Origin of the sequence: Aureispira sp. CCB-E (assembly GCF_031326345.1) — a bacterium.
Taxonomy (GTDB): Bacteria; Bacteroidota; Bacteroidia; order Chitinophagales; family Saprospiraceae; genus Aureispira.
This window is the reverse complement of record NZ_CP133671.1, coordinates 4,054,382-4,079,079: the sequence shown is the minus strand read 5'-3', so window position 1 is coordinate 4,079,079 and position 24,698 is coordinate 4,054,382. Positions and strand designations below refer to the sequence as shown.

The following is a 24,698-nucleotide window of genomic DNA, read 5'->3' as shown; positions in this document are numbered from 1 at the left end:
CCCTTTTTCCTTGTTTTCTAATAAAAAGACTGCCCGCAAGACGAGAAGAGTACAATAAAAAAAGCAAACTTGGAGAGTCCAAATTTGCTTTCAGAAATTGAAAATCTTTTCAATTTTATTTTTTCAATTTTTCAACTTTTGCTTTGTATTTAAGGTAATTAGCTTCATCATCCTTGCGGCTATAAACTTCCTTCAGAGCTATAGCAACACCCAAATCATCGGGGTTAATCTCTTCAGCAGTTTGCAAATGTGCTAAGCCTAAATCCAACAACTCATTATAACGAGCTTGATATTCTTTAAATTTAGGGTCCTTCATATTTGTAATTTCGTTCATTGCTTTTGCGAATGAATTTGAGTAATTTACATGAAGTGCTCCTAAGCTATAAGAAGAGTTAAAATGCTTAGGGTCTATTTCTGCTGCTTTTTTATACCAAGAGACAGCTTTGTCAAAGAAATCTTTCGCCATTTCAGCGTCTCCAGCCTCCAATTTTTCTCTAAAAATGCCATCATAAACGTTCCCAAGCACGAAATGCAGCTCAACATTCTCTTTGTCACCTTCAACTGCTTGCTTCAACTTCCCTTCCAATTCTTGTAGTTTTCCTTCAGACAAAGCGATATTGATTTCAGCAATCAGTAAGCTTTGATTGGTAGGATACTCTTTTCTAGCTTTAGACAAAACTTCTTTAGCTTTCTTGTTATCTCCTGCTTTTTGCCAAGCTCCTGCCAACATGCTGTAAGTAGTAGGAATTAATTTTTCGTCAATTTTTTTACCTTCAAGAAGTGGCAATAACAAAAATTCTGCTTCTTTAGGTTTGCCTAGTTGAATAGCAGACATTCCTCCTAACCTAGCAGCTTCTTTTTCCATATCAATTTTGCTAGCAGTAACTAAGCTTACGGGCTTTTTAGCTAATCCCTTAGCAGTTTTAGGGCGAATTGTTAGAATTCCTGTAAAAGATTCGTAAGCCAATTGATAATCTTCTGCGTTATAAGCATCTGCTCCACCATTGTACAAAGCACGGCACGCCCCTTCAAAACCTGATTGAAAATCTGATTTTCCAGGAATTTTAGAAATATCTTTACCTTTAGTTTTTAGCTTTTCTGCTTCAAGATCCCAAGCTTTTGAAAAAGATTCTAATGCTAGAACACCAGCATTTTTGTTGTCCGCCTTTAATTTGGCGTTAAAAGCAATACGATTATAGATTTTTCCTCTGTATCTCCACACTTTAGGATCACCAGCCGTTGTTTCGTGTGCTGCTGCATAATCAATATCTTCTTTCGCCTTTTTCAACTCCTCTATTTTTGTTGGGTCTGTATCATACATTTCCAAACTCATCGAAGCATTTACCATTGACGTTCTGGGATTCTGAGCATTAATAGTTGTGGCACTTGCTATTGCTAGAAAGCCTAAGAAAAATTTCTTCATTATCATATTTTATTTTTATCTAGAAAATAATTTTTATGGCTCTTTTACTTTTGCCATTATATTCTAATGCAAAAATAGGAAAATACCTTGCCATTTTTTTTTTCAATTCATTTTTTTTAACACTTCCCCCCTATTTTGTTCTTTTACTAAAAAAATAAATTAACTTGTTTAAGCCGACAGTAGTCTATAAGTGTTTAATTATCAATTATATAAACTTAAATTTTGTTAATATTATCTTAAAACACAAACCACATTAACAAATAAAAGAGAAGAGTACCAAAACAACTGTAAAAAACTGCGATTAAAGCTTTTTTAGGTGAAATTACAAAACCAAGTAGACCCGTCGCAAATGCATTCACCTACAAGTAATCAAATTCTATAGATGCGGTAAAATCGCACTTTGGCGTATGTCATCTATCAACAAATAATAGATATTGAAAATAAAAAGCAGCTTGAAAAAATCAAGCTGCCCATAGAATTTATTTTACATCGGTATTGCAAAATTAAACTTCTTCCGAGTTGTCATTTTCTGAAGAGTCACTTGCATTCTCATCTGTAGAATTTTCGTTTAACTCTGTTCCTTCTTCATTTTCCTCATCTTCTTGCTCCAATTGCCCATCTATAATCAATCCTACATCAGCGATTGCATCCTTTCTTAAGTCAATTAATTTGACCCCTTGAGTTGCTCTACCAGTAGTTGGAACATTCTTCACAGCCAAGCGAATAGTAATTCCTGATTTATTGATAATTACCATATCGTCGTTATCGGTGGTTGCTTTTATGGCAATCAAGTTACCTGTTTTAGCAGTAACATTAATTGTTTTAACACCTTTTCCTCCTCGAGTCTGTGGGCGATACTCGTCTAAAACCGTACGTTTGCCAATACCATTCTCAGAAACTACCAAGATTGTTTTTTCACCATCTTCAGCTACGCAAACCATCCCAACTACAACATTATCCTTGAATGTACCTAATTTAATACCTTTCACCCCCGTAGCTGTACGCCCCATTTCTCGAACGTCTTGCTCGTGGAATCGAATCGCTTTACCTTCTCGAGTTGCTAGAATAATGTGATTGGTACCATCAGTCAATTTAACCTCAATCAATTCATCATCTTCACGGATCGTCAAAGCATTTACACCATTGGTTCTAGGTCTAGAATAAGCCGTAACGTCCGTTTTTTTAACAATACCTTTCTTCGTTGCAAAGATAAGATTATGAGATTTTAAGAACTCTTCATCTTTCAAATCTTTGATAGGGATGTACGCCTTAATTTTATCATTTGGCTGCAGCTGAAGCAAATTCTGAATTGCTCTACCTTTAGATGCTTTTGCCCCTTTAGGAATTTCAAAGACTCTTAACCAGTGACATCGTCCTTGTGAGGTAAATAACAATAAATAATTATGCGTATCTGTTACAAAGATATGCTCTATAAAATCTTTATCCCTTGTCTTGGCAGCGTTAGCGCCAACTCCACCTCGGCTTTGAGTTCTATATTCAGTTACAGGAGTGCGCTTAATATATCCTAAATGAGAAATTGTTACTACAACTTGCTCATTCTCGATCATATCCTCTATAGAAATTTCGCCTTCGGCATAAGTAATATCCGTGCGGCGAGCATCTCCATATTTATCATTGATTTCCGTCAGTTCTTCTCTGATAATATCATATCGGCGAGGCTCTCTCTCTATAATATCTGTTAAGTCGGCAATTTGAACAATTAATTCGTCAAATTCACCAACCAATTTATCTCTCTCTAGACCTGTTAAACGTTGTAAACGCATATCCAAAATCGCCTTAGCTTGTTCTTCCGAGAGTTTATTCCCTTTTAAAGGATGTTGTCCCAAGAAACTATCCAAAGCATCACCTTTAGGCGTGAAATCGAAAGCCATCAATCCCTCTTTAGCTTCGTCTGCATTCTTAGATGCTCGAATCAAGCTAATAATTTCATCTAAACGATCCAATGCTGCCAAAAGCCCTTGTAAAATATGCGCTCTTTTTTCTGCTTTCTCTTTATCAAATTTAGCACGTCTAAGAATTACTTCTAAGCGAAACTTGACAAATTCTCTAATGATGTCCTTCAAGTTTAGCAATTCTGGGCGACCATCTACCAAACAAATATTATTAACACCATAAGAAGTTTGCAAAGGACTATATTTAAACAACTTACTTAAGACTACATTTGGACTAACATCACGTTTAAGCTCAATAACGATGCGCATTCCTTTTCGATCCGATTCGTCCCTCAGATCAGAAATTCCTTCTATCTTTTTCGAGTTGACCAATTCAGCAATTTTGATGATCAAATTAGCTTTGTTAACTTGAAATGGAATTTCGGTAACAATAATCCGTTCCTTTCCAGTTTTGGTTATCTCTATTTCTGTTTTTGCACGAACGACTACACGACCACGACCAGTTGCCAAGGCTTGATGTACCCCATCAGTACCATAAATTGTCCCTCCTGTAGGGAAATCAGGTCCCTTTACATGTTCAATCAATTCTTCAATAGTAATATCTTGATTATCAACATAAGCAAGGATACCATTAACAACTTCTGTCAGATTATGGGGCAACATATTAGTAGCCATCCCCACGGCAATCCCAGAGGCACCATTGACCAATAGGTTAGGAATCTTAGTTGGTAATACAGTAGGCTCCTTGATCGTATCATCAAAGTTATCTTGAAAATCTACGGTATTTTTACCTAAGTCAGCGAGTAAATCATTACTAATTCGCTCTAGTTTTGCTTCCGTATAACGCATAGCAGCAGGGCTATCACCATCAATAGAACCAAAGTTCCCCTGCCCATTAACTAAAGGATAACGCAAAGACCATGGTTGCGCCATTCTTACCATTGTATCATAAACTGACGAGTCCCCATGTGGGTGGTATTTACCCAAGACCTCCCCGACGATACGAGCTGATTTTTTATGTCCTTTAGAATAGGTTAAGCCTAGTTGAGACATTCCATACAGCACCCTGCGATGAACAGGCTTTAAACCATCTCTAACATCAGGCAATGCTCTAGAAACAATCACCGACATTGAATAATCAATGTATGCGGATTTCATTTCCTCTTCAATATTAATTGGTATTATTTTTTGGGTTGAATCCATACTTTTTTTTGTTTATTTTTTTTGGTACCCCATTCACGATGGGTCTAATTGAAATCAACCTTGCAAAGGTACAAAAACGAGTAGTATTTTCCTAATAAAAAAAAGAAATAAATAACACCTAAAAACTTGAAAAACATCTATTTATATATTTTTTAATAACAAACATGTAAAACTTGTTCTTTCGCTTCATTTTTATGCTTTTTTAGCTCGTCAAAAGCCCCAACAGTGAGCAATTCGCAGATGAAGCAAAATAAACGTTTAAACCATTTATATATCACCTCAAAAACAAGAATTAGGAGCTCCCTTGAGTTTACAAAAATAGAAGAATTCGAATCCTGCAACTTTATAAACTAGACCGTTCTATGCAATATTATTTTTAATTAAATATTAATACCACAAAAAAGGAACCTAGAATTTAACAAAAATCCCTATCTTTCTATAAGCCCCTTTGGCAAGCCTTACCAAGGCTACTCATCTTAATTTGGCACTATGATGTATCTTATTATACTTATCCTATCGCTCAATTCTACAATAGCAACAGCCCAGTTAGATGGAATTGACAACGGCAAAACATTTCAAGCTAAATTTGATCTGCGAGTACGAGGAGGGATATCAATTCCTCTAGGCAAATATCGTCTACTAACCAATATTAGTGATGATCGCTCCGCAGCAGACATCGGAGGACACGTAGAATTGTTAGGTAGTTTTACACCAATGCCATCTTCTCCATGGAGAATCGGCTTAACATTCGGGTACATGCACCACAGCTTTCAGTCTGAAGCATCCCGATTGCATTTTTCTCTTTTCAAGTTGGAAGGAAGTCCTTGGAATTCTCTTTACAGCTTGATTGGCATTCATTTTTCCAGTAAAAAAAAGCTCTATTATAGTATAGGAGCAAGTGCAGGGATACTAGGATATTCTGGAGGAAATATTACTAGTGCAGATATAATACTAGATACATTAGAGGTATTGACTTGGTCTTACGGAATAGATCCCGTGGGGGCTGTGCAAGCGAGTTTCTCTGTCGGTTATCATTTTACACCTAAATTTAGTATGTTTGCTAATGCTGCTATTTTATATGCCGCAGGTTTAAGAAAAGGGGACTTACTGGAAGAACGATTTGCCTTAAACGGTCAAAACATGGTGCAGCAACCTGTTTTGGAACAAAAGAGTTCCGTTGCCCAAAACCAAACTACCATTTTTACATTGAATATTGGAATTGGTTGTCGGTACAAATTTTATGAAGCCCCCGAAGAATTTAATTACAAATTTAATCTAGAAGAAAATCAATGATCACAATTACTCGAATTTTATGTTTACTCTTAGCTTTGTCAACAACTACTTTTGCACAACCTAAGGCGTACAATCTATTTAATAATAAAGGAAAAGAAGTTGCTTATTCTAAAATGATAAAAGACTTAGAACAAGCTGATATTGTTTTTTTCGGAGAGCTGCACAACAATCCTATTTGTCACTGGTTACAATTAGAAGTTACCAGAGATTTATATGCAAAAGAAATTCAAAACCTTGTCTTGGGGGCTGAGATGTTTGAAACAGATAACCAACTACTCCTAAACGAGTACATAGAAAATTTCATTTCTGAAAAAAGCTTTGAAAAAGAAGCGCGACTATGGTCCAATTACCAAACAGATTACAAGGGGCTCGTTTCCTTTGCCAAAGAGAACAGTTTAAGCTTTATTGCTACAAACGTTCCTAGACGTTATGCATCTGCTGTGTTCAGAAATGGCTTGGAACATCTAGAAAAATTGCCTGAATACTCCAAAGTTTTTATTGCTCCCTTACCCATAAAAGAAGACTATGACTTGTCTTGTTACAAAAGCATGTTAGAAATGAACATGCATGGAATGACTGAGAACCCCAAATATTACCCACAAGCGCAGATGATTAAGGACGCAACTATGGCGCATTTCATTTATGGCAATTGGAGTGAGGGGGAGTTGTTTTTACATTTTAATGGTAACTTTCATTCTGATAACAAAGAAGGTATCGTCTGGTACTTACGCCAATTAAAACCAGATTTAAAAATTGTTGTTATTAGTACGGTAGAGCAAGAACGAATAGATAAATTAAATCAAGACCATATCAACAAAGCCGATTATATTTTAGCAGTTCCAGAACGCATGACAAAAACGTATTAGGCAATCATTTGAAGCTCTAGGATGTATTCCTAGAGCTTCAAATTTTATTAGCGTTTTACAATATCATTTTTTGCCATCCAAAGATACATGTCTTCCTTTTTGAGTGCAGCAGCCATCATACTTGGAAACAAATCAGGCGTACAAGCAAAAACAGGAATATTTAAGTTGGCATAACGAGCGGCTACTTGCTTATCGTAGATAGGTGCCCCTTCATCACTCAAAGCCAATAGCGAGATAAAGTTCACGCCTTTTTTTTGTATCTTTTTAGCTTGTTGGAGCATTTTTTCCTCATTTCCACCTTCGTACAAATCTGAAATTAAAATTAGAATAGTATCTTCTGGATTCCGAACCAAAGTCTCCACATAATTCAACGCTTTGTGAATATCTGTTCCCCCACCCAGTTGCGTACCAAACAATAAATCTACAGGATCATCCATATCTTTGGTTAAATCAGCTACAGCAGTATCAAAAACAACCATATGAGTTTTTATAGCTGGCAAAGAAGCCAAAACAGCAGCAAAAATACTAGAATAAACAACAGAACTAGCCATAGAACCACTTTGATCAATGCACAAAATAATTTCTTTTAATGCCTGCCCTTTTTTCCCATAACCAATCAATTGATGTGGGATAATAGTTTTATATTCTGTTTGATAATGTTTTAAATTGGCACGAATGGTTTTGCCCCAGTTTATTTCTTTAAATTTGGGTCTTCTATTACGAACGGCTTGGTTTAAGGCTCCTTTAATAGCTTCTAATAATGGATATTCTAAGCGTTTTTTTAAATCCTCTACAACTTTTCGAACAACCAAACGAGCAGTTTCTTTAGTTTTGCTAGGAATAACGCTATTCAGAGATAAGAGTGTCCCTACTAGATGCACATCGGCATCAACACTTTCTAGCATTTCTGGTTCTAGCAACATTTGTTTTAGCCCTAAATTTTCAAGGGCATCTTTTTGCATTACTTGAACAACTTGAGACGGGAAATATTTTCGTATATCCCCCAGCCAACGATTAACTTTTGGTGCAGAATTTCCTAGACCGCCTTTTTGTCCAGATTCGTACAACGCATCTAAAGCTGCGTCTATTTCCATCCCTTCTGCACTCAAAGCAATTTGATCTTCCTCCTCTGCTTTTTTGCCCAACACTAGCCTCCAGCGTTGCGAACGATTAAAACGAACATCTTCCATTAGGTATATTCTTAATTAAGCTAATGAGTAATTATTGATACAATTTTCATCGCGATAAAACTCCAAACTAAAAAAGGAGCGCATCGCACTCCTTGCATCTTATTTATCAAAATTATATTTGCTTTCAACCTTCTAAGGCATTTCTACCGTCAGTAATTGACCACTAGAGTATTTCTCAGACTTAGTAACAGTACCGTCTTTGTACCAGTATGTCCAATACCCTTGACGGGTTTGGGACCATTGGTGGATACTTAAGGATTGTGGCATATCTGATTTTCCTTGCATTTTAAGTTGACCATTGGACCAGTAACTTTTGATTAAAATCTTCTTTTCGTCCGTCAATTCTATGATTTCCCATAACAACTTTCCTTCTTTGTCCCATTCTCTATACTCCCCACTCATGACATTATTTATAGAAAAAAATTCTCGTTGCTTATTTCCGTTGGAGTACCAAGAACGATAAGAGCCATGCACTCTGGTATTTTTCATCATGACATCCTCTTCTTTTTGCCCATTTTCATACCAACGTTTTACTCGCCCATATTGTTGACCATTTTTATATGGAATTGCAGATTTTTTCTCTCCACTTTCGTACCATTCAATCTCCATTGAACGACCGTTTCCCTCATGAATTGTCTCATATTTTAACCAACCATCTTTTGCCCAAACTTTTTTATTCCCCATTGGTTTGCAATCGACGTACTCTGCTTCCTCCATTTTTTCTCCTGTCTTGTACCACTTTACTAACAATCCTTTGGGGCAACCATCTTCGTAAGAAGCAGTGCCCTTTTTCTTTCCATTACTATAATAAAAGGTCCACTTGCCATTACGAACAGAAGATTTGTCATCTATAGCCGAATTTCGACCTTTTCGAATAACATCAATTGATTTTCCGGCTTCTTTTCCGTTATAATTGCCTTCCGCTTCTAGGTTGCCGTTTTTGTAATAATATTTCCAAACCCCTGTTTTAAACTTTGCCGAAGTGTATGCTCCTTCTGCCTTAGTTCGTCCATCGTCATAGAGTTCTTTTTTTACATCTTGAGCTAGCAATTGGAAAAAAAATAAACTGCAAAAAAATGTTGTAAGTACTTTCATTATATAAGGGAATTTGCTTTTGAATCATTTGTTGGGACTATCAAAGTAAAACAAATTTAACATTTTTTTGAAGAAAAGGAAATAAGATTTTTTTTTACTTCACTCCTTATCATCATTTTATCAAAAAAACAATTAGAAATCCTTTCCGTGCTTATCGAATCTAATTTGCAGACCGAATAATATGAATATATCCTTTAAATGGCTTTATAGCCTCACAGGACATACAATTTTGTTCTACATTACAAGTATAAAAATAAACACCTTCTGGCAAATCCTGTCCCGTATTCTGATCTTTTCCATCCCAATTGATGGCAGGGTCGTTGGTTTCAAACACCACTTGTCCCCAACGATTCGTCACTTGAAATTCTACGCTTCGGACATAACGATAAATCAAACAAGGTTTAAAAAAGTCATTAGAACCATCTCCATTGGGGGTAAACGTATTTGGTAAATCGTAAAATGGGCAGTTGTCTGTTAGGATAACATTACTCGGATCACTTTCATTTCCGCCTCCATTTACTTCTACAGAATCAACAGATGTAATATAATAGCAACCAGCTAGATTCGTGGGAGAAGGAACATGTTGAAAAGAGGTGTCTGTCAACCCTTGAGACTCATAAACCAGTGTATAATTCCCATCACAGTAAGGAGCAAAATAAACTTTAAATTTTGCGACATCACTAGCACAAGGATCTGGGTTATTCGACCAAGTAATTTCATTATACAAGAAATCTGGGTTTGTTATATTTCCTTGGCAGGGTTGTCTATCTGGGTTATTTGAATCGTCTTGTAGTTTGTTACAACTAGAAATAGCAACAATTGCTGAAGGATCAGGCGGACATGGTGCAATGGTATCTAAAGGTACACCACAAGCTTTTTGTGATTTATTAAATAAAGAATCTGGTGTTGTATTGGTATTATAAGAACCAATGCTCATCACTCGATAACAATATTCTTCTCCATTCGTTAACCCCGTGTGCCGATATGCTGGGACTGTTACAGTATCTAATGCTATATAAGTATTTGAACCAAGAGGAGACTCTTGATAAACCACATAAGCTGTGTTTTGCCAAGGAACCATCTCTGTCCATGAAAGGTTATTTTGTTGATTAGTAGATGCAACCTCTAGATAAATAGAAGATGCATTTTTCGTTGTCCCAATGGTGTCTGTTCCTGCAAAGAACATCACATGATAACTGTAAGGTTTGTCTAAGGTATTTAAGCCTGTTGCGGTAAAGAAAGTGTCATTTGCTAAGTAAAATGCACTATAAGAAGGAGACGAATAAATTGGAGTTGTTCCAAAATTGTTCCCTGCCATATCATCCGATTGATACAATTCATAACGGTATGGTGGTACATTGAATAACGTATCTAACTCCTCGGCTATTGGTTTTGTCCAACGCACAAAAATTTCTCCTGCTGTCGGACTAGTACTTTCTACATCGACATTAATAATTGTGGGCAAGTCTTCCCTTGTTTCGATACAAATTTCATCTGATGTTTTGCCTGAAACTGGACTATGATAATTCGTGACCACGCCATTATAATAAATTGGAGTTGCAAATTCCCCCAAGATTCGATAACTATAAGATGTTCCACTTTGTATTGTATTATCAATATAGGTATAACTTCCCCCTGCAGCTCCTGTAACAAAGCCACTATTAATTTGTGTATATCCTTGCCCTCCTAAGCTTATTTGGCAAGAATCGGGTACAAAGTTATCACATCCCGTTTTACGCCATACCGTAAAGCCAAAGAAATTAACTGAATTTTCACAAATATAAGGAGCGTCCCAAGTCAGAGCAGCTTGATTAGTAGTTACGGTAGCTTGCAAGTTTTGGGGAGGGGGAGCTATTATTCTAATTTGAACCACTTTAAACGTAGCCAAAGAAGCGTTGGTACTTCCTTGCATATAATCATCCTTTGCTTTAAAAACAATTTGCCAAGGTTGTTGTTGAATATGCTCGCAAGCTGTTTGCCAACGAAAAGTACTTGTTAAAGGAAAAGCGGCTGGAGCAGTTCCTGAGACATTGGTAAACGTTGCTGGCGATACAATAGAAGGAGACAAAGCTCCACCTGTTGCAGTTAACGTTACAGTTTGAGGAGGCAGGTCTATATCCCAAGCTTTGACATCAAACTCTATCAGGCTTCCCGCTTCTACACAGATATCAGCAATCACTTCCAATTCTGGCGGTCGATTGACCGCTGATTCTATTTTTATTTGAATATCTCGAACGATTCCTCCTAGATATTGCCCATTCCTATACGACTTGACTAGTATCGCAATATTATATTCTCCTGCTTGTTGTGGAGCATTCCAAGTAAACAACCCCGTGGTTACATCAAAAGAAAATTGATTATTTGCACCAGGAGAAATATCCGTCACCAATTGATATCCAGGTACAGCAACACCCCTATCTTGCATTGGGGTAATTAATTCGTAAGCAATGCTATCTCCATCTGGATCAAATCCGTTAGGTGTATGCTGAAATACTTGCCCAACAACACCAAAATCTACGGGCTTCTCTAAAAGAATGGGAGAGCTATTGTAACCAAAAAAAGAAGGGTTAAACAAAAACACCTCCGTTTGTAGGTAAAACTGCACGTTAACAGATGCCCCTCCATTTATATTAAGGATATTGTCATTTCGATTGGGGTCTTGCATAGAAATAACATATGGTTGCCCAGGAATAGGGTTTGCACCAGGGTAAGAATGTCTTCCGATATAAACATTCTCCTGTATGTCATTAAAAATGGAAACAAAGCTAGTTCGCAAAATTTCTTCTTCTGGACTTCCGTCCCCCCAATTAACAGTTAATCGATCTCGGTCTGCTTGAATACTTTGACCACTTGTTTTAGTATATGTTGTAATTGTTAATTCTATGGTGTTTTGACCTATTTGTCGGTAGGTCATTTCTCCTGATCGATTGTGCGTTGCCCATAATGAAAGCGGTAGGGCAATGATTAAAAGTAATAAGCTAAACTGTTTCTTCATGGTAAATATCCCGTTGGTGATTGTCTATTCAAGATAGCTCTGAAATGTAGACTCTGACTAAAAGTTGCTGCAAAAATCGCCCCAAACTAACGATTTTTAAAGATTGATTGGGGCTTTTGCTATAGTATAGTAAACTAATTTTAGCATAAGTTAGTTGGGTAAAACCCCTTAAATTTCAGAAGAAGAACTAAAAATAGGTTATTTATTCTTAAACTTATCCATTTCTCTTCGCTCTCGCTTAGTTGGGCGACCAGCTCCTTTTTGCCTTACCTCTGCGCTTCCTTTGTGAAACAAATACCAATCTTTAAATTTGTTAAGCTCTTCCTCTGGAGTTAGGTTTTCGTAACAAGGCTCTGCTAAAGTTGCAGATACTCTCTTCTCCAACAAATCAACTACTTTATAGGTCATATTATAGCCTTCTTTTTTTACTTGTAGCGTCATGCCTCTTTCTATTGAACTAGAAGGCTTCAATGCCACTCCGTCAATCATTACCTTGTTACTCTTACAAGCATTAGTAGCTAAAGTACGACTTTTAAAAATTCGCACTGCCCATAGCCACTTATCTACTCGTACCTTTTCTAATTTAGATGTCATTTTTTATTATTCAATTTGTATAAGTGCTCTCTAATATTTAAAGAACAATCTTATAGATTGCCTATTACGAGTACTTATTAACTATATTTTTCTAAATAATTATTAAAAAACATAAACTCTTTACACAGATAGCCTTCTGATAATAAAAAAATAAACCTGCTAGAATAGTTGTATACTAGCAGGTTTATAAAAGAGATTAAGATTTTAATTAGTCGCTACTATTGGCAGCAATAACTGCTAATAGACGTAGAATTTCGATATAAATCCATACTAAAGTAATTAAAAGTCCTAATGCAGAAACCCACTCCATGTACTTTGGAGCACCCATTTGAGCACCTCTTTCAATGTTGTCAAAATCAAGAATCAAGTTCAGTGAAGCAATTCCAATGATGAACAAACTAATCCCAATTCCAATAGCTCCACCTTCGTGTAGATAAGGAATAGTAATGCCAAACATTCTCAACACCATACTCAACAGATAAATCATCATGATAGCACCTGTTGCTGTGGTAATAATGGCACGGAATTTTTGAGTTGCTTTAATCAAACCTGTTTTGTAGGCAACCAACATAGATCCCAAACACAGCGCTGTTAACAAAACAGCATTTAACACGATTGAGGGATCAATCATTTCTGCAAAAAGGTATGAAATTGTTCCTACAAAAACTCCCTCGACAACAGCATATAATGGTGCCGTAATTGGAGCTAATGTTGGCTTCATAAAAGAAGCTAAAGATAATCCCAAGCCAACAAACATAGTTCCGTAGAACAAAGGCATGGAAAAGGGCACATAGATGGCTGAAACCATTGCTGTAATAATTAAGATACCTGTTAGTATCAAAGATTTATTTACAGCGCCTTGTACCGTCATCAGCCCATTAGAAGAACTCTTAGTAATTCCCAAATCTTGTTGTGCGCTTTTAGCAAAGGCTTGTTCGCCAACAAAGGGGTTAGAAGAGGACATAAAACGATTCTTTGACATGTTTTTTTTGTTTTTTATTTGAATAAAGGGTTTGTAACGTTTTTATTATTTTTATATTAATACGCTAATATAATAAAAAATCTACCAAAATAGTTTCCTCCTAGGTTCATTTTTAACAAAAAAATAAGCTCGTCCGCAAGCAGTCAATTCAGTTAGAGCTTTTTAGCTACCTTTTGGTATTTTTGACTTTGTTAAGGTTTTGTTTTGATAGAAATTACACTATATTTAAGGCTAGCAAATTTGTGGATTAAATCCACTACATCTACATGACACTAATTATAGACAAACGAAACTTATTGAATAATTGTTTCAGAAGAACGGGTATTAAAAAGCATTTTTTAGCAAGATTTTGAAAAGCATGGGAAATAAAGACCGAAAGGTATTGTTAGAGGTACGGAACTTAAAAACTTATTTCAAGACAGATGATGGGGTTGCAAAAGCAGTTGACGATGTAAGTTTTACCATTTATAGAGGAGAAACTGTGGGAATTGTAGGGGAATCTGGTTCAGGAAAATCAGTTACTTGCTTATCGATCATGCGTTTGATTGCTAGCCCCCCTGGATACATTGCAGGAGGTGAAATTTTGTACCATCGAACCGATGGCACGGTGGTAGATTTGGTGCAAGCTAGCAAAAGAAAAATGCGCTATTTTAGAGGAAATGAAATCTCTATGATTTTCCAAGAGCCAATGACTTCATTAAACCCTGTCTACACTTGTGGAAACCAAGTAACCGAAACGATTTTACTACACCAAGACACAACAAAAACTAAGGCAAAAGAGTTAACGCTAGAACTTTTTAAGAAAGTAAAATTACCGAACCCTACCCGTATTTTTGATGCCTATCCACACCAATTATCAGGAGGGCAAAAACAACGCGTTATGATCGCAATGGCTTTGTCTTGCAATCCTAATATTTTGGTTGCTGACGAGCCTACTACCGCTTTAGATGTTACCGTACAAAAGGCAATTTTGGAATTGATGGATGACTTGAGGAAAGAAATTGAAGCGTCCATTATTTTTATCACGCACGACTTAGGGGTTATTGCTGAAATCGCTGATCGAGTCATTGTTATGTACAAAGGGCATATCGTTGAAGAAGGAAACGTTCTTGATATTTTCCAAGCCCCCAAACATCCATATACCAAAAGTTTGCTTGCTTGCCGCCCCCCTCTAAAATTTAGAATGAAACAGTTGCCTGTTGTCAGTGATTTTATGACCGTGAGTTATAATGAAAACGAAGAACGAATTATCGAAGCAAAAGATGTTTCGGTAAAAGAAGTCGTAGATCAATTTAAAATTACCTCTTCTGTTACAGAACAGCGACTAGATGCCTTGAAAAAAAACACACCGATATTAGAAGTGAAAGGTCTAAAAACCTACTTCCCCACAGCAAAAAACTTCTGGGGCAAAACAACTCACTGGGTCAAGGCTGTTAACGACGTTAGTTTCAAAGTTTATCCTGGCGAAACATTAGGCTTAGTTGGGGAATCTGGTTGTGGCAAAACAACTTTAGGACGAACGATTCTTCGTTTAACCGAGGCAACGGAAGGACAAGTATTGTTTGAGGGGAAAGACATTCTGACAATGACACCCAAAGAGCTAAAAAAGATTCGAAAAGATGTCCAAATAATTTTCCAAGACCCCTACTCTTCTCTCAATCCTAGAATGACCATTGGCAATGCTATTATGGAACCCATGCAAGTCCATGGAATATTAGAAAATGATGAAGCAAGAAAGGCAAAAGTTATCGAATTACTTGAAACGGTTAGTTTGGAGGGCAAACATTTTAATCGTTATCCTCATGAGTTTTCGGGAGGGCAACGACAACGAATTTGTGTAGCACGTGCCTTAGCCTTAGAACCTCGTTTTATCATCTGTGATGAGTCGGTATCCGCCTTAGATGTTTCCGTTCAAGCCCAAGTCCTTAATTTGCTATTGGAGTTGAGACATAAATTTAATTTTACGTATATCTTTATTTCCCACGACCTCTCCGTTGTAAAATTCATGAGCGACCGTATGATTGTTATGAATAAAGGAAAGATAGAAGAAATGAATACAGCGGATAACATCTATTCAAATCCAGAAAAAGAGTATACACAAAAATTAATTGCTGCTATTCCAAAAGGAGAACTAGAAGATATCAAACAACGTATGTCCTATCCGAAATAAATGAAAAAAGAAAGCGGCTAATTTTATGATTTAAAAATTAGTCACTCGCTTTCTCTATCTTTTATACTTTATTATTCTTTGACTACTTTTAGCACTCTAGTTTCATTGGCTGTTTTCACAGCAACAAAATAAATCCCTGTTGGCTCAGGCAACTCTGTCGTAGTAGTTACAGCATTTTCTATTGTTTTGTCTAAAACAACTTGCCCTCTTAAATCTGTTACTTGGATTTGAACCTGCTCATATAACTGACCAAATTCTAATCTGATATTTTGGGAGGTTGGATTGGGATAAGCTCTGATGTTAACACCATTGTTAATTGTTGTTGTACTGTTGTATAGGCTACAGTCTGTGCTGAAGGTAGCTATAGCATCTATATTTAACCAATTATTTGCGGAATAGGTGGAATCGTCTACTTCGATGCATTGTAAGTTTGGGTTGTTCACCGCATTAAAAGAAGTAAAATTTGAATTATTTCCATTTTTCACATCTAAATTACTTAGTTGGTTATTATAACAAAGCAATCGAGTTAAGTTCGTATTACTACTTACATCTAAGCTACTTAGTTGGTTAGTATAGCAATATAATCGAGTTAAGTTCGTATTGCTACTCACATCCAAGCTGCTTAGTTGGTTAGCACTACAAGACAATCCCGTTAAGTTCGTATTGCTACTCACATCCAAACTGCTTAGTTGGTTATTATGACAATGTAATTCAGTTAAGTTCGTATTATTACTCACATCTAAGCTGCTTAGTTGGTTAGCATTACAATATAATTGAGTTAAGTTCGTATTATTACTCACATCCAAGCTGCTTAGTTGGTTAGTATGACAATATAATCGAGTTAAGTTCGTATTATTACTCACATCCAAGCTGCTTAGTTGGTTAGTATGACAATATAATCGAGTTAAGTTCGTATTATTACTCACATCCAAGCTGCCTAGTTGGTTAGCACTACAAGACAATTCCGTTAAGTTCGTATTGCTACTCACATCCAAACTGCTTAGTTGGTTATTATGACAATGTAATTCAGTTAAATTGGTATTACTACTCACATCCAAGCTGCTTAGCTGGTTAGAATAACAATATAATCGAGTTAAGTTGGTATTACTACTCACATCCAAGCTGCTTAGCTGGTTAGAATAACAATGTAATCGAGTTAAGTTGGTATTACTACTCACGTCCAAGCTGCTTAGTTGGTTAGCATTACAAGATAATATAGTTAAGTTGGTATTGCTGCTCACGTCCAAGCTGCTTAGTTGGTTAACATTACAATCTAATCGAGTTAAGTTCGTAAAACTCTCAATTCCTGTCATGTCACTGATACTTCGATTAGAACAAAGTATAGTCCCTGTAAAAGCCGCAGCCTCCGAAACTTGAATTTCACTATCTCCATTGGTGTTAATAGAGGAGTTTCCGACCAAGTAAGCCTTAAAATTAGCATCAGGAATGTTTACATTTTGAGCCATTGTTGTTTCTGCACACAAAGCACAACTAATAGCAAGGAGTGTAGTTAATAGTTTCATTTAAAAATTCTTTATGAGGTTATAAAATTATTCCCACAAAGGTAATCTCTATTTTATAATTAAAAAAGTACGCTTTTTAAATCGAGCAATTTATCTAACGAAAGGTACATTTCAACCGCTGAAAAGTACATATCAAACAACGTATGTCCTATCCGAAATAAACGAAAAACTACTTATCCCATTTCTTTTAATTCTTCTTTCAATTTTTTGGTCAAGCCTTTTACAACCATCTCATAAGAATGATCTATCAATTCTTTCAAAAAAGAGTTTCTTAATCCCGCCTCAAAGTCAACGGTATTCCAATGCTTTTTACTCATATGGTAGCCTGGTTGAATCGCCATGTATTCTTCCCTTAACTCCAAGGCTCGATCTGGGTCACATTTTAGGTTGACAGTAAAGCCTTCTCTACTTAAAGAGGTTAAGGCAAACATTTTTCCCATTACCTTAAACACCAAGGTATCTTGATCAAAGGGAAATCCTTCTTCGGTACCTGGTTTCGATAAACAATATATCCTAAAATCTTCTATGTTCATTGTTCTTTAATTTTATAATTCTCAAAATCATTACTATCAATAATCCAATCGGCTTGTTTTTGAGGGGTACATTCCTCTAAGTACAACTTAGATGCAGCGTGATAACGCTCTATAAATTTTAGTTTAGCAGCTTCTCTACTTCCAAAAATCGTCTGATCTCGAGCGATACCTCGCTGTAGTGCTACTTCAAAATCAGCATATAAGTATATTTTAAAATCCCAATAATCTTTGAAGATGGGTTTAAACAAATAAGCACCATCGGTTATTATAATTGCTTGGTTTGGAATTTGAATTGGGGGCAAATCTAAATAAGCATCACTTTCCAAATCGTGGGTTGCAGCAATATACGTAGGATTATTTTGTTGCGAAGCAACTAAAACCTTAGTTACAAAAGCTTGGTCGTTGTAAGAATCTTCATAATAACCCTTTGCTGAATTTCTACCTTGCCGATATCGGTGAGCTTTATTGTAATGAAAACCATCTATCGACACATGAATTGCCTGCTTTCCGTTGCAATTGAGATAAGCACACAAAGCAATAACAAAACTCGTTTTACCAGTCCCTTCTATCCCACTAACTGCAATTCTTAAAGGTTTTTTTCTTTGATTTTGCAACGCAATAATGTGATTCAATAATTTTCTAAAAAGTACTTCTTGCTGCATTCTTATATTTTCTATGTAGTTTTAGTTGAATACTCTGTTGTTTTTTTAGTTAACCGTTAGTTTTATCACTGCTGCAATTGAGTGTTTAGTTTTTTTATATAAAAATCAAAATGGAAATGAAAAATAGTTATTTTTCTAAAGTTTGGCAAACGAATAAATTACTTTTTGGGGCGTTGTCTTTATTTATCATAGGACAATTCTTTTTTACATACAAAGGTGTAGAAACACTCCCCTTTTTTAACTATGGTATGTACTCTGCGCCTATTCAACAACAAAAAACATACACAGCCATTTCATTATATAATGAAACCGACACCTATGTCAATTTATATACGACCAAAGCACCTCGCTTCTGGCAATATCAACTCGCTTATTATTCCTCTTTTGTGAAGAACAATTATCAAGACCCTACCCTAGTCACTATTTATCAAAGATTTGGAAAAAGCACCTTGAGTGCTCACTTAACCAAACATCTCTGCAATGACAAAAGTTCGGGATTGCATCTCTCAGAATTTTTGATACAAAAAATAAAAATTAAAGAATCAAAAATTTGCCGAGAAAATTTCGAATGGGTAAAATCAAACTTCAAAAAAGTAAACTCCATACAATTGAATTAAATGAATATTTCTGTACAAAAAGATCAGATACAAATAACCCAATTCATTTGGCTGTTTTTTTGCTTGACTTGGTTGCTAAGATGCTATCAAGGTTTGCTGCTATTTCAACTGCATCAATCTCCCTTTATTAGCCCCAAAGCAGATAATTTTTTCTGGCTCTATCACGCTTTACTAATACCTCAAACAGTATTGGAACATTATTTCTTAGCACTATTCTTAGATTTTATGTGGATTATGCTTGGTATTGCAGGACTTTTGGGTATACAAAATCGCTGGTTAAGTACTTTAGCTTACCTTTTGTGTATCAATTATATGGTCACCTACAATTCAGCAAGTACCCACCATGAGCATATTTTGGTGGGATTACTATTTTGTATGCCACTCTTGCTGATTCGAAATCAAACAACATTTGTTTTAAGCTTTGCTGCGATTCGATACTATGCCATTTTTACACTTGCTAGCGCAGGGCTTTGGAAACTCTACCGAGGCAGTTGCTTTGTCCCAAATCAAATGAGTGAATTATTAAAACACCAACATATTGATTACTTAATTAGTTATCCTGACAGCTACTTTAGCTCCTTTATCAGTTACTTAATCAACCATCCTCTTTTGGCAAATCTTTTTTGGTATGGTGGTTGGACTATAGAACTTATCTTTCTTATTGGTTTCTTTACTCGCCGCTTCGATAAGCTATTAGGTGGGTTATTTATCCTATTTTTTGTAATGGATTATTTATTAATGCACCTTTGCTTTGCCGAATTTAGTATCTTTGCCCTCACATTCTACCCTTGGAGAGGTATTTGGAAACATTATGAAACCATATAACGCCATTAAGAATACTAAAAGTTAATTAACTTAATAATGCATATGACAATAGTTCGTTGGAAACTTTATTAGTTTGATAATCAACAAATTATAGTTTCATTGCATTTTATGTTAAAATTTTGGTTATCAAACTAATATAAATGTGCTTTTTTATCTTTTTGGTAAAAAAGTAAAAAATCAACGAACTGCTAATATGAAATACTTTGTTTTATTTATTCTTTTCTTGAGTCAATCCATTTTATGGGCTCAATCACCCAATAAAATCAAAAAAGAAGCTGAAAAGCTTTTCTTAGAAAAGGAATACGAGAAATCTTTAACTGAGTATAATAAAATAAAAGAAAAGTACATAAAGGAGATTGAGTTAAAATACAATATTGGGATTTGCTATTTTCACCTTAACAATATGGATGAAGCCATCGTATATTTAGAGTTTTATAGCAAAAACACCAACAAACCTGCCCCCAAAACGTACTACTACTTAGCCAAAGCACATCATGCTCTAAACAAGTTTAGACAAGCAGCTTTGTATTACAAAAATCACCTTAGAACCTTGGATGCTGATGATCCTCAAAGAGCACAATTCAAACGCTTAATCGTTCAATGCACCAGCGGTCCTAAAATAGAGCAAATTAATTCAGCTGCTATTGTTTCGACATTAGGAGTAGAAATTAACAGCTCTTATGACGACTATAGAATTTGTTTTAATCCTATGGAGCCCAACACTTTATTTTTCTCATCAAATAGAAGAACAGCAACAGGAGGCAAACTAAACAACAACAACCAACCCGATCCTATTAATGGCACCTATCGTTCTGACATTTACAAATCTACTCTTGTACAAGGTACTTGGAAACAAGTAGAGGCACTTCCAAAACGATACAATACCCCCATGAGTGAAGATATTATTAGTTTTTTTGACGGGGGATATCAAATGTTATTTTCCAAAGGGTTTGCAGACGGACACAAAGAAGTAGTAAAAGAAAATTATGATGAGGATACCATTGAAGTTATTCTTCCTTTTGCAATAGAAGCCAGTTCTAACTATTGGGACGGAGATCATTTTTTCATCAATGACTCTGTTATTATTTTCGCAAGTAATCGTCCTGGAGGATATGGAGGGAAAGACATTTATTATGCTGCTCAAAAGGATGGTTTGTGGCAAACTGCTGTAAACTTAGGTCCCAATGTCAATACCGAATATGATGAAATTGCTCCGTTCTTGGCCAAAGATGGTCGAACACTCTATTTTAGTTCTAATAATCCTCTTTCGATGGGGGGCTACGATATTTATAAAGTTGTTTTTAATGACTCTACTCGAATGTGGCAGCGAGCAGAGAACATGGGCGTACCCCTTAACTCTTCGTTGGATGACAAGGATTTTTTCTTAGACGAAAGTGGTTTAAAAGCTTACTTTTGTTCCAATAGAATAGAAGGCTTGGGTGGCTTTGATCTTTACTCTGCTTATTTTCGAAGCCCTAAACAGGAACAACTGCAAAAGAATGTTTCTAATACTTTTGTAGATGCCTTGACCAATATTACCAGTTTGGCAGAAAATAATGCAAGTACAAATGCACTAGAAGAACTAACTCCCGTAAAAAACACCAATACGCCAGTAGAAGATGGAGAAAAAGTAACTTATAGTATTGCTCCTATTTATTATAATGCAGAAACTGGCAAAATAGAAGGTTCTAGAAATACAATTCTAGCCCTTCAAAAGTTGTTAACAAAGCATCCAGAAGCTACGATTCTCCTTTCTGCTCATTCAGACAATAGTGGCAATAAGATTAATGACCTTTACTTGACCATCAAGCAGTCCGAAAACTTGGCAAAGCAGTTCATCGAAAAAGGAGCCAACAATAAGCAAATTTGGATTCGAGGCTGTGGTCAAAATTACCCCATCGCCAATGATCAGAATTTTGATGGCAGCCCCAATCCTATTGCCAATAAAATGAATCGCCGCATTAATGTTGATGTCTACAATATTAATCATTTAAAAAATCAAGTAGCTATTAACATTGTAGAACCTAAAGTAAGTTCTGTTATGCAAAATAGAGCTTATGAGCGCCATCAAAACACCCTAAAAGGATTGAGTTACAAAGTGCAAGTTACTGAAACTGCAACTCTTTTTAACCATCCTATATTCACACAATTTGCAGACGCTACTACTGAAAAGCATCCTAAAGATATTAATGTTAAGTACATGCTTGGATTGGAAAAATCCTTTGACAAAATTAAACGTATTTTAGATCAAGTCATACAACAAGGCTTTTCTGATGCTAAAATTATTCCTTATGTGAATGGCGTCCGTATAACTGAAGATCAAGCCCAAGTTCTATTCACAGAATATCCTGATCTGAAACATTTTCTCGAATTTCGCTCTAATTAGAAACACACAACAATCAATGCAAAAAAACGATCCATACGCAGCACTTCGGTATTCAGAATTTAGATTATTTTTGTTCGTTCGATTTGCTCTGGTATTTGCATGGTCAATGCAATTTGTTATTATAGAATGGGAGGTCTATCGAATAACCCAAGACCCTTTGTCTTTAGGGATTATTGGTTTGATGGAAGTAGTCCCCGCTGTCGGGCTAGCTCTCTTTGCAGGGCACCTTGTAGATCAAAAAGAAAAAAGAAACTTGCTTGCGATTTGCGTTATCGCTTTTTTAGGGCTTAGCATTGGGCTTTTTTATACGACTTCGCCTGCTTTGATAGGACAACCCAATACCTTGTATCTTATTTATAGCTTAGTTTTTTTAGGTGGTATTGTAAGAACATTTATCAATCCAACATTATTTGCATTGATGGCACTTATTGTTCCTAAAGAATTATACCCCAATGCTGCCACATGGAGTAGCTCTATATGGCAAATGAGTGCCGTGCTAGGACCAGCTTTGGCAGGTTTTACAATTTTTTGGATGGGTACACATTATTCTATGTTTCTCATTATTGGATTTATTATTTTTGCTTTAATCCTATTACTACAAATCAAACCAAAAGCTATTTTAAATCCTAAAATTGGGGAACCTGTTTTTCAGAGTTTACGAGAAGGCGTTAAATTCGTTTATCAAACAAAAATTATACTAGGTGCCATTACGCTAGATATGGTTGCGGTTTTGTTTGGTGGAGCAATTGCCTTACTACCTATTTTTGCAACGGATATTTTGGGAGTAGGTTCTGAAGGTTTTGGTATTTTGAGAGCAGCGCCTGCGGTCGGTTCTTTTTTTATTATGTTTGCTGTAGCTTATTTTCCTATTAACAAAAATGCAGGTCTAAAATTGCTTTTCTCTATCTTTGGTTTTGGTCTCTGCATCATCGTATTTGGTCTCTCGACTAGTTTTTGGTTGTCCGTTTTTGCCTTATTTATGAGTGGTGTTACTGATGGGATTTCTATGGTCATTCGACAAACTATTTTACAGCTGTATACTCCCGACAGTATGCGCGGAAGAGTTTCTGCTGTCAACTCAATGTTTGTTGGTTCTTCCAATGAACTAGGAGCTTTTGAAAGTGGTTTCACAGCTAAGCTAATGGGAACTGTAACGGCTGTTGTTTTTGGAGGTAGCATGACCTTAATAACTGTTGTTTTGACAGGATTGTTTTCAAAACAAATGCGTACCCTGGATTTCGAACAAGACTTAAAAAAGGAAACCGAATCAGAAATTACAGATAATAGTGATCATTTAATTGCTTAAAAACTCATACTAAATCACCTATGAAAAAATTACTAATCATTTTGTTCTTGCTAGGCTTATCAAAAAGTCTTTTTTCGCAGCATCACACCTCAGAAAAAACGTTGAAGAATGCTCTAAAAAGCATAAAAAAAAGCGATGGAGGTAGTAGTTTAACATATATTCGTAATATAATCGAACTTTCTCAATTCTACAATCATTCAAAAGATTACCAAAATGCCCTAAAGCAAATTAGTATAGCGGATAAATTAATAAGCAAAAAAATCACTCAACTAAAGTACCAATATAATGCTCGACTCTCAAATCCTCCCACCATCTATACCTTAGGAATAAAAACATTAATCACACAAACCAAAATCTACAACAATATAAATTACAACACCTTAGCTAAACACCTTTTGCATGATGCTGCTTGGATAGATGAGGCTTTGCGTTCAACTGACCTAAAACTTGTTGAAACTATTCTAAGCGAGTTGTTTTTAAATTTTAATCTCGAATTCCAATCCCCATTTTTTCAAAAAAAATGGAATATTGCTTGTGCCTCTCAAGTTGAGGTTCCCAAAGAACTCAGATTTCTCAAGCATATAGAACAAGCCATCCCATCTAACCACCATGAATATTCCAATAAACAAAAAGATATTATTATCAACTTAGCCATTTTTTATAAAAAAAATCAATTCGTAACAGAATTAGATAGCATTCTGCCAGTTGTGGAAGCAATAGCAGCGGACACAATTTCTAAAATCGACATTAATACTGATCGATTGCCTAGATTTCCAGGATGCGAGGTAAAAGAAATGTCTATCCAAGAAAAAAAACGTTGTGCTGATCAAAAATTTTTGAAGTTTATTTATTCTAATATTCAATATCCCGAAAAAGCTTATAAACAAAAGATGAGCGGCATAGTTTTTATTAAGTTCACCGTTACAGCAACAGGAAAAATTATTAATACATCTATTACAAAAGATATTGGGGGGGGGATGTGGAGAAGAGGTCTTAAGAGTTATTAACTTGATGAACGATCTCCCCAATCCTTGGATTGGTGGCACAAAAGACAATCAACCTGTCCAAGTAGAATATGAGCTACCAATTCACTTCGACTATAGTAATATGTATGAATAGTTC

General features: G+C 35.8%; 18 protein-coding genes. 8 read left to right on the top strand and 10 right to left on the bottom strand.

Annotation, left to right across the window (positions count from 1 at the left end):
* Positions 1–115 precede the first annotated feature (115 nt).
* Both QP953_RS15785 and gyrA read right to left on the bottom strand, forming a co-directional pair.
* Complete coding sequence (locus QP953_RS15785; protein WP_052593209.1) at positions 116–1,423, bottom strand: lipopolysaccharide assembly protein LapB; 1,308 nt, start codon at positions 1,421–1,423, stop codon at positions 116–118.
* A gap of 503 nt (positions 1,424–1,926) precedes the next feature.
* Complete coding sequence (gene gyrA / locus QP953_RS15780) at positions 1,927–4,539, bottom strand: DNA gyrase subunit A (protein WP_309551705.1); 2,613 nt, start codon at positions 4,537–4,539, stop codon at positions 1,927–1,929.
* A 489-nt stretch (positions 4,540–5,028) separates the two neighbouring features.
* Here gyrA and QP953_RS15775 point away from each other — a divergent pair, with 489 nt between their 5' ends.
* Both QP953_RS15775 and QP953_RS15770 read left to right on the top strand, forming a co-directional pair.
* Positions 5,029–5,832 (top strand): hypothetical protein, encoded by an 804-nt coding sequence (locus tag QP953_RS15775; protein ID WP_309551703.1) that lies wholly within the window; start codon positions 5,029–5,031, stop codon positions 5,830–5,832.
* A complete protein-coding gene (locus tag QP953_RS15770; protein WP_052593204.1) occupies positions 5,829–6,698 on the top strand; it encodes a ChaN family lipoprotein in 870 nt (289 codons plus the stop codon). The genes QP953_RS15775 and QP953_RS15770 overlap by 4 nt, the downstream gene beginning before the upstream one ends.
* A gap of 47 nt (positions 6,699–6,745) precedes the next feature.
* Here the strand turns inward: QP953_RS15770 and QP953_RS15765 are convergent, their stop codons facing one another.
* The 5 genes from QP953_RS15765 to QP953_RS15745 all read right to left on the bottom strand — a co-directional run bounded on the left by QP953_RS15765 (position 6,746) and on the right by QP953_RS15745 (position 13,554).
* Complete coding sequence (locus tag QP953_RS15765; protein ID WP_052593202.1) at positions 6,746–7,888, bottom strand: VWA domain-containing protein; 1,143 nt, start codon at positions 7,886–7,888, stop codon at positions 6,746–6,748.
* 132 nt (positions 7,889–8,020) lie between these two features.
* Entirely contained in the window at positions 8,021–8,983 is a 963-nt protein-coding gene (locus QP953_RS15760) for a toxin-antitoxin system YwqK family antitoxin (RefSeq protein WP_052593200.1), read from the bottom strand.
* Between the two features lie 160 nt (positions 8,984–9,143).
* Positions 9,144–11,978 carry a gliding motility-associated C-terminal domain-containing protein gene (locus QP953_RS15755; protein WP_309551701.1) on the bottom strand — a complete coding sequence of 945 codons (2,835 nt, stop codon included), beginning with the start codon at positions 11,976–11,978 and terminating at the stop codon, positions 9,144–9,146.
* Positions 11,979–12,176: 198 nt separating this feature from the next.
* Positions 12,177–12,572 (bottom strand): S4 domain-containing protein, encoded by a 396-nt coding sequence (locus QP953_RS15750; RefSeq protein WP_309551700.1) that lies wholly within the window; start codon positions 12,570–12,572, stop codon positions 12,177–12,179.
* Positions 12,573–12,780: 208 nt separating this feature from the next.
* Positions 12,781–13,554: a Bax inhibitor-1/YccA family protein gene (locus QP953_RS15745; RefSeq protein WP_052593194.1), complete on the bottom strand. Its 774-nt coding sequence runs from the start codon at positions 13,552–13,554 to the stop codon at positions 12,781–12,783.
* A 358-nt stretch (positions 13,555–13,912) separates the two neighbouring features.
* On the opposite strand from QP953_RS15745, the gene QP953_RS15740 reads away from it, so the two are divergent.
* Positions 13,913–15,724: an ABC transporter ATP-binding protein gene (locus tag QP953_RS15740; RefSeq protein ID WP_052593193.1), complete on the top strand. Its 1,812-nt coding sequence runs from the start codon at positions 13,913–13,915 to the stop codon at positions 15,722–15,724.
* 71 nt (positions 15,725–15,795) lie between these two features.
* Here the strand turns inward: QP953_RS15740 and QP953_RS15735 are convergent, their stop codons facing one another.
* From QP953_RS15735 to QP953_RS15725, 3 genes are all read right to left on the bottom strand, one after another.
* A complete protein-coding gene (locus QP953_RS15735; protein ID WP_309551699.1) occupies positions 15,796–17,247 on the bottom strand; it encodes a leucine-rich repeat domain-containing protein in 1,452 nt (483 codons plus the stop codon).
* Positions 17,248–17,420: 173 nt separating this feature from the next.
* Positions 17,421–17,780 (bottom strand): MmcQ/YjbR family DNA-binding protein, encoded by a 360-nt coding sequence (locus QP953_RS15730; protein ID WP_052593189.1) that lies wholly within the window; start codon positions 17,778–17,780, stop codon positions 17,421–17,423.
* On the bottom strand, positions 17,777–18,442 hold the full coding sequence (locus QP953_RS15725; RefSeq protein WP_052593187.1) for a hypothetical protein: 666 nt from the start codon (positions 18,440–18,442) through the stop codon (positions 17,777–17,779). Before QP953_RS15725 ends, QP953_RS15730 begins: the two co-directional genes overlap by 4 nt.
* Positions 18,443–18,558: 116 nt before the next feature.
* Between QP953_RS15725 and QP953_RS15720 the strand changes: the two genes are divergently transcribed.
* From QP953_RS15720 to QP953_RS15700, 5 genes are all read left to right on the top strand, one after another.
* Positions 18,559–19,059, top strand: a complete 501-nt coding sequence (locus tag QP953_RS15720) for a hypothetical protein (RefSeq protein WP_309551698.1) — start codon at positions 18,559–18,561, stop codon at positions 19,057–19,059.
* Entirely contained in the window at positions 19,060–19,884 is an 825-nt protein-coding gene (locus QP953_RS15715; RefSeq protein WP_052593183.1) for a hypothetical protein, read from the top strand.
* A 193-nt stretch (positions 19,885–20,077) separates the two neighbouring features.
* Positions 20,078–22,270, top strand: coding sequence for a PD40 domain-containing protein (locus QP953_RS15710; RefSeq protein WP_052593181.1), 2,193 nt, complete (start codon positions 20,078–20,080; stop codon positions 22,268–22,270).
* 16 nt (positions 22,271–22,286) lie between these two features.
* Positions 22,287–23,576, top strand: coding sequence for an MFS transporter (locus tag QP953_RS15705; protein WP_052593179.1), 1,290 nt, complete (start codon positions 22,287–22,289; stop codon positions 23,574–23,576).
* Positions 23,577–23,596: 20 nt separating this feature from the next.
* Positions 23,597–24,583: an energy transducer TonB gene (locus tag QP953_RS15700; protein WP_309551697.1), complete on the top strand. Its 987-nt coding sequence runs from the start codon at positions 23,597–23,599 to the stop codon at positions 24,581–24,583.
* Positions 24,584–24,698 lie beyond the last annotated feature (115 nt).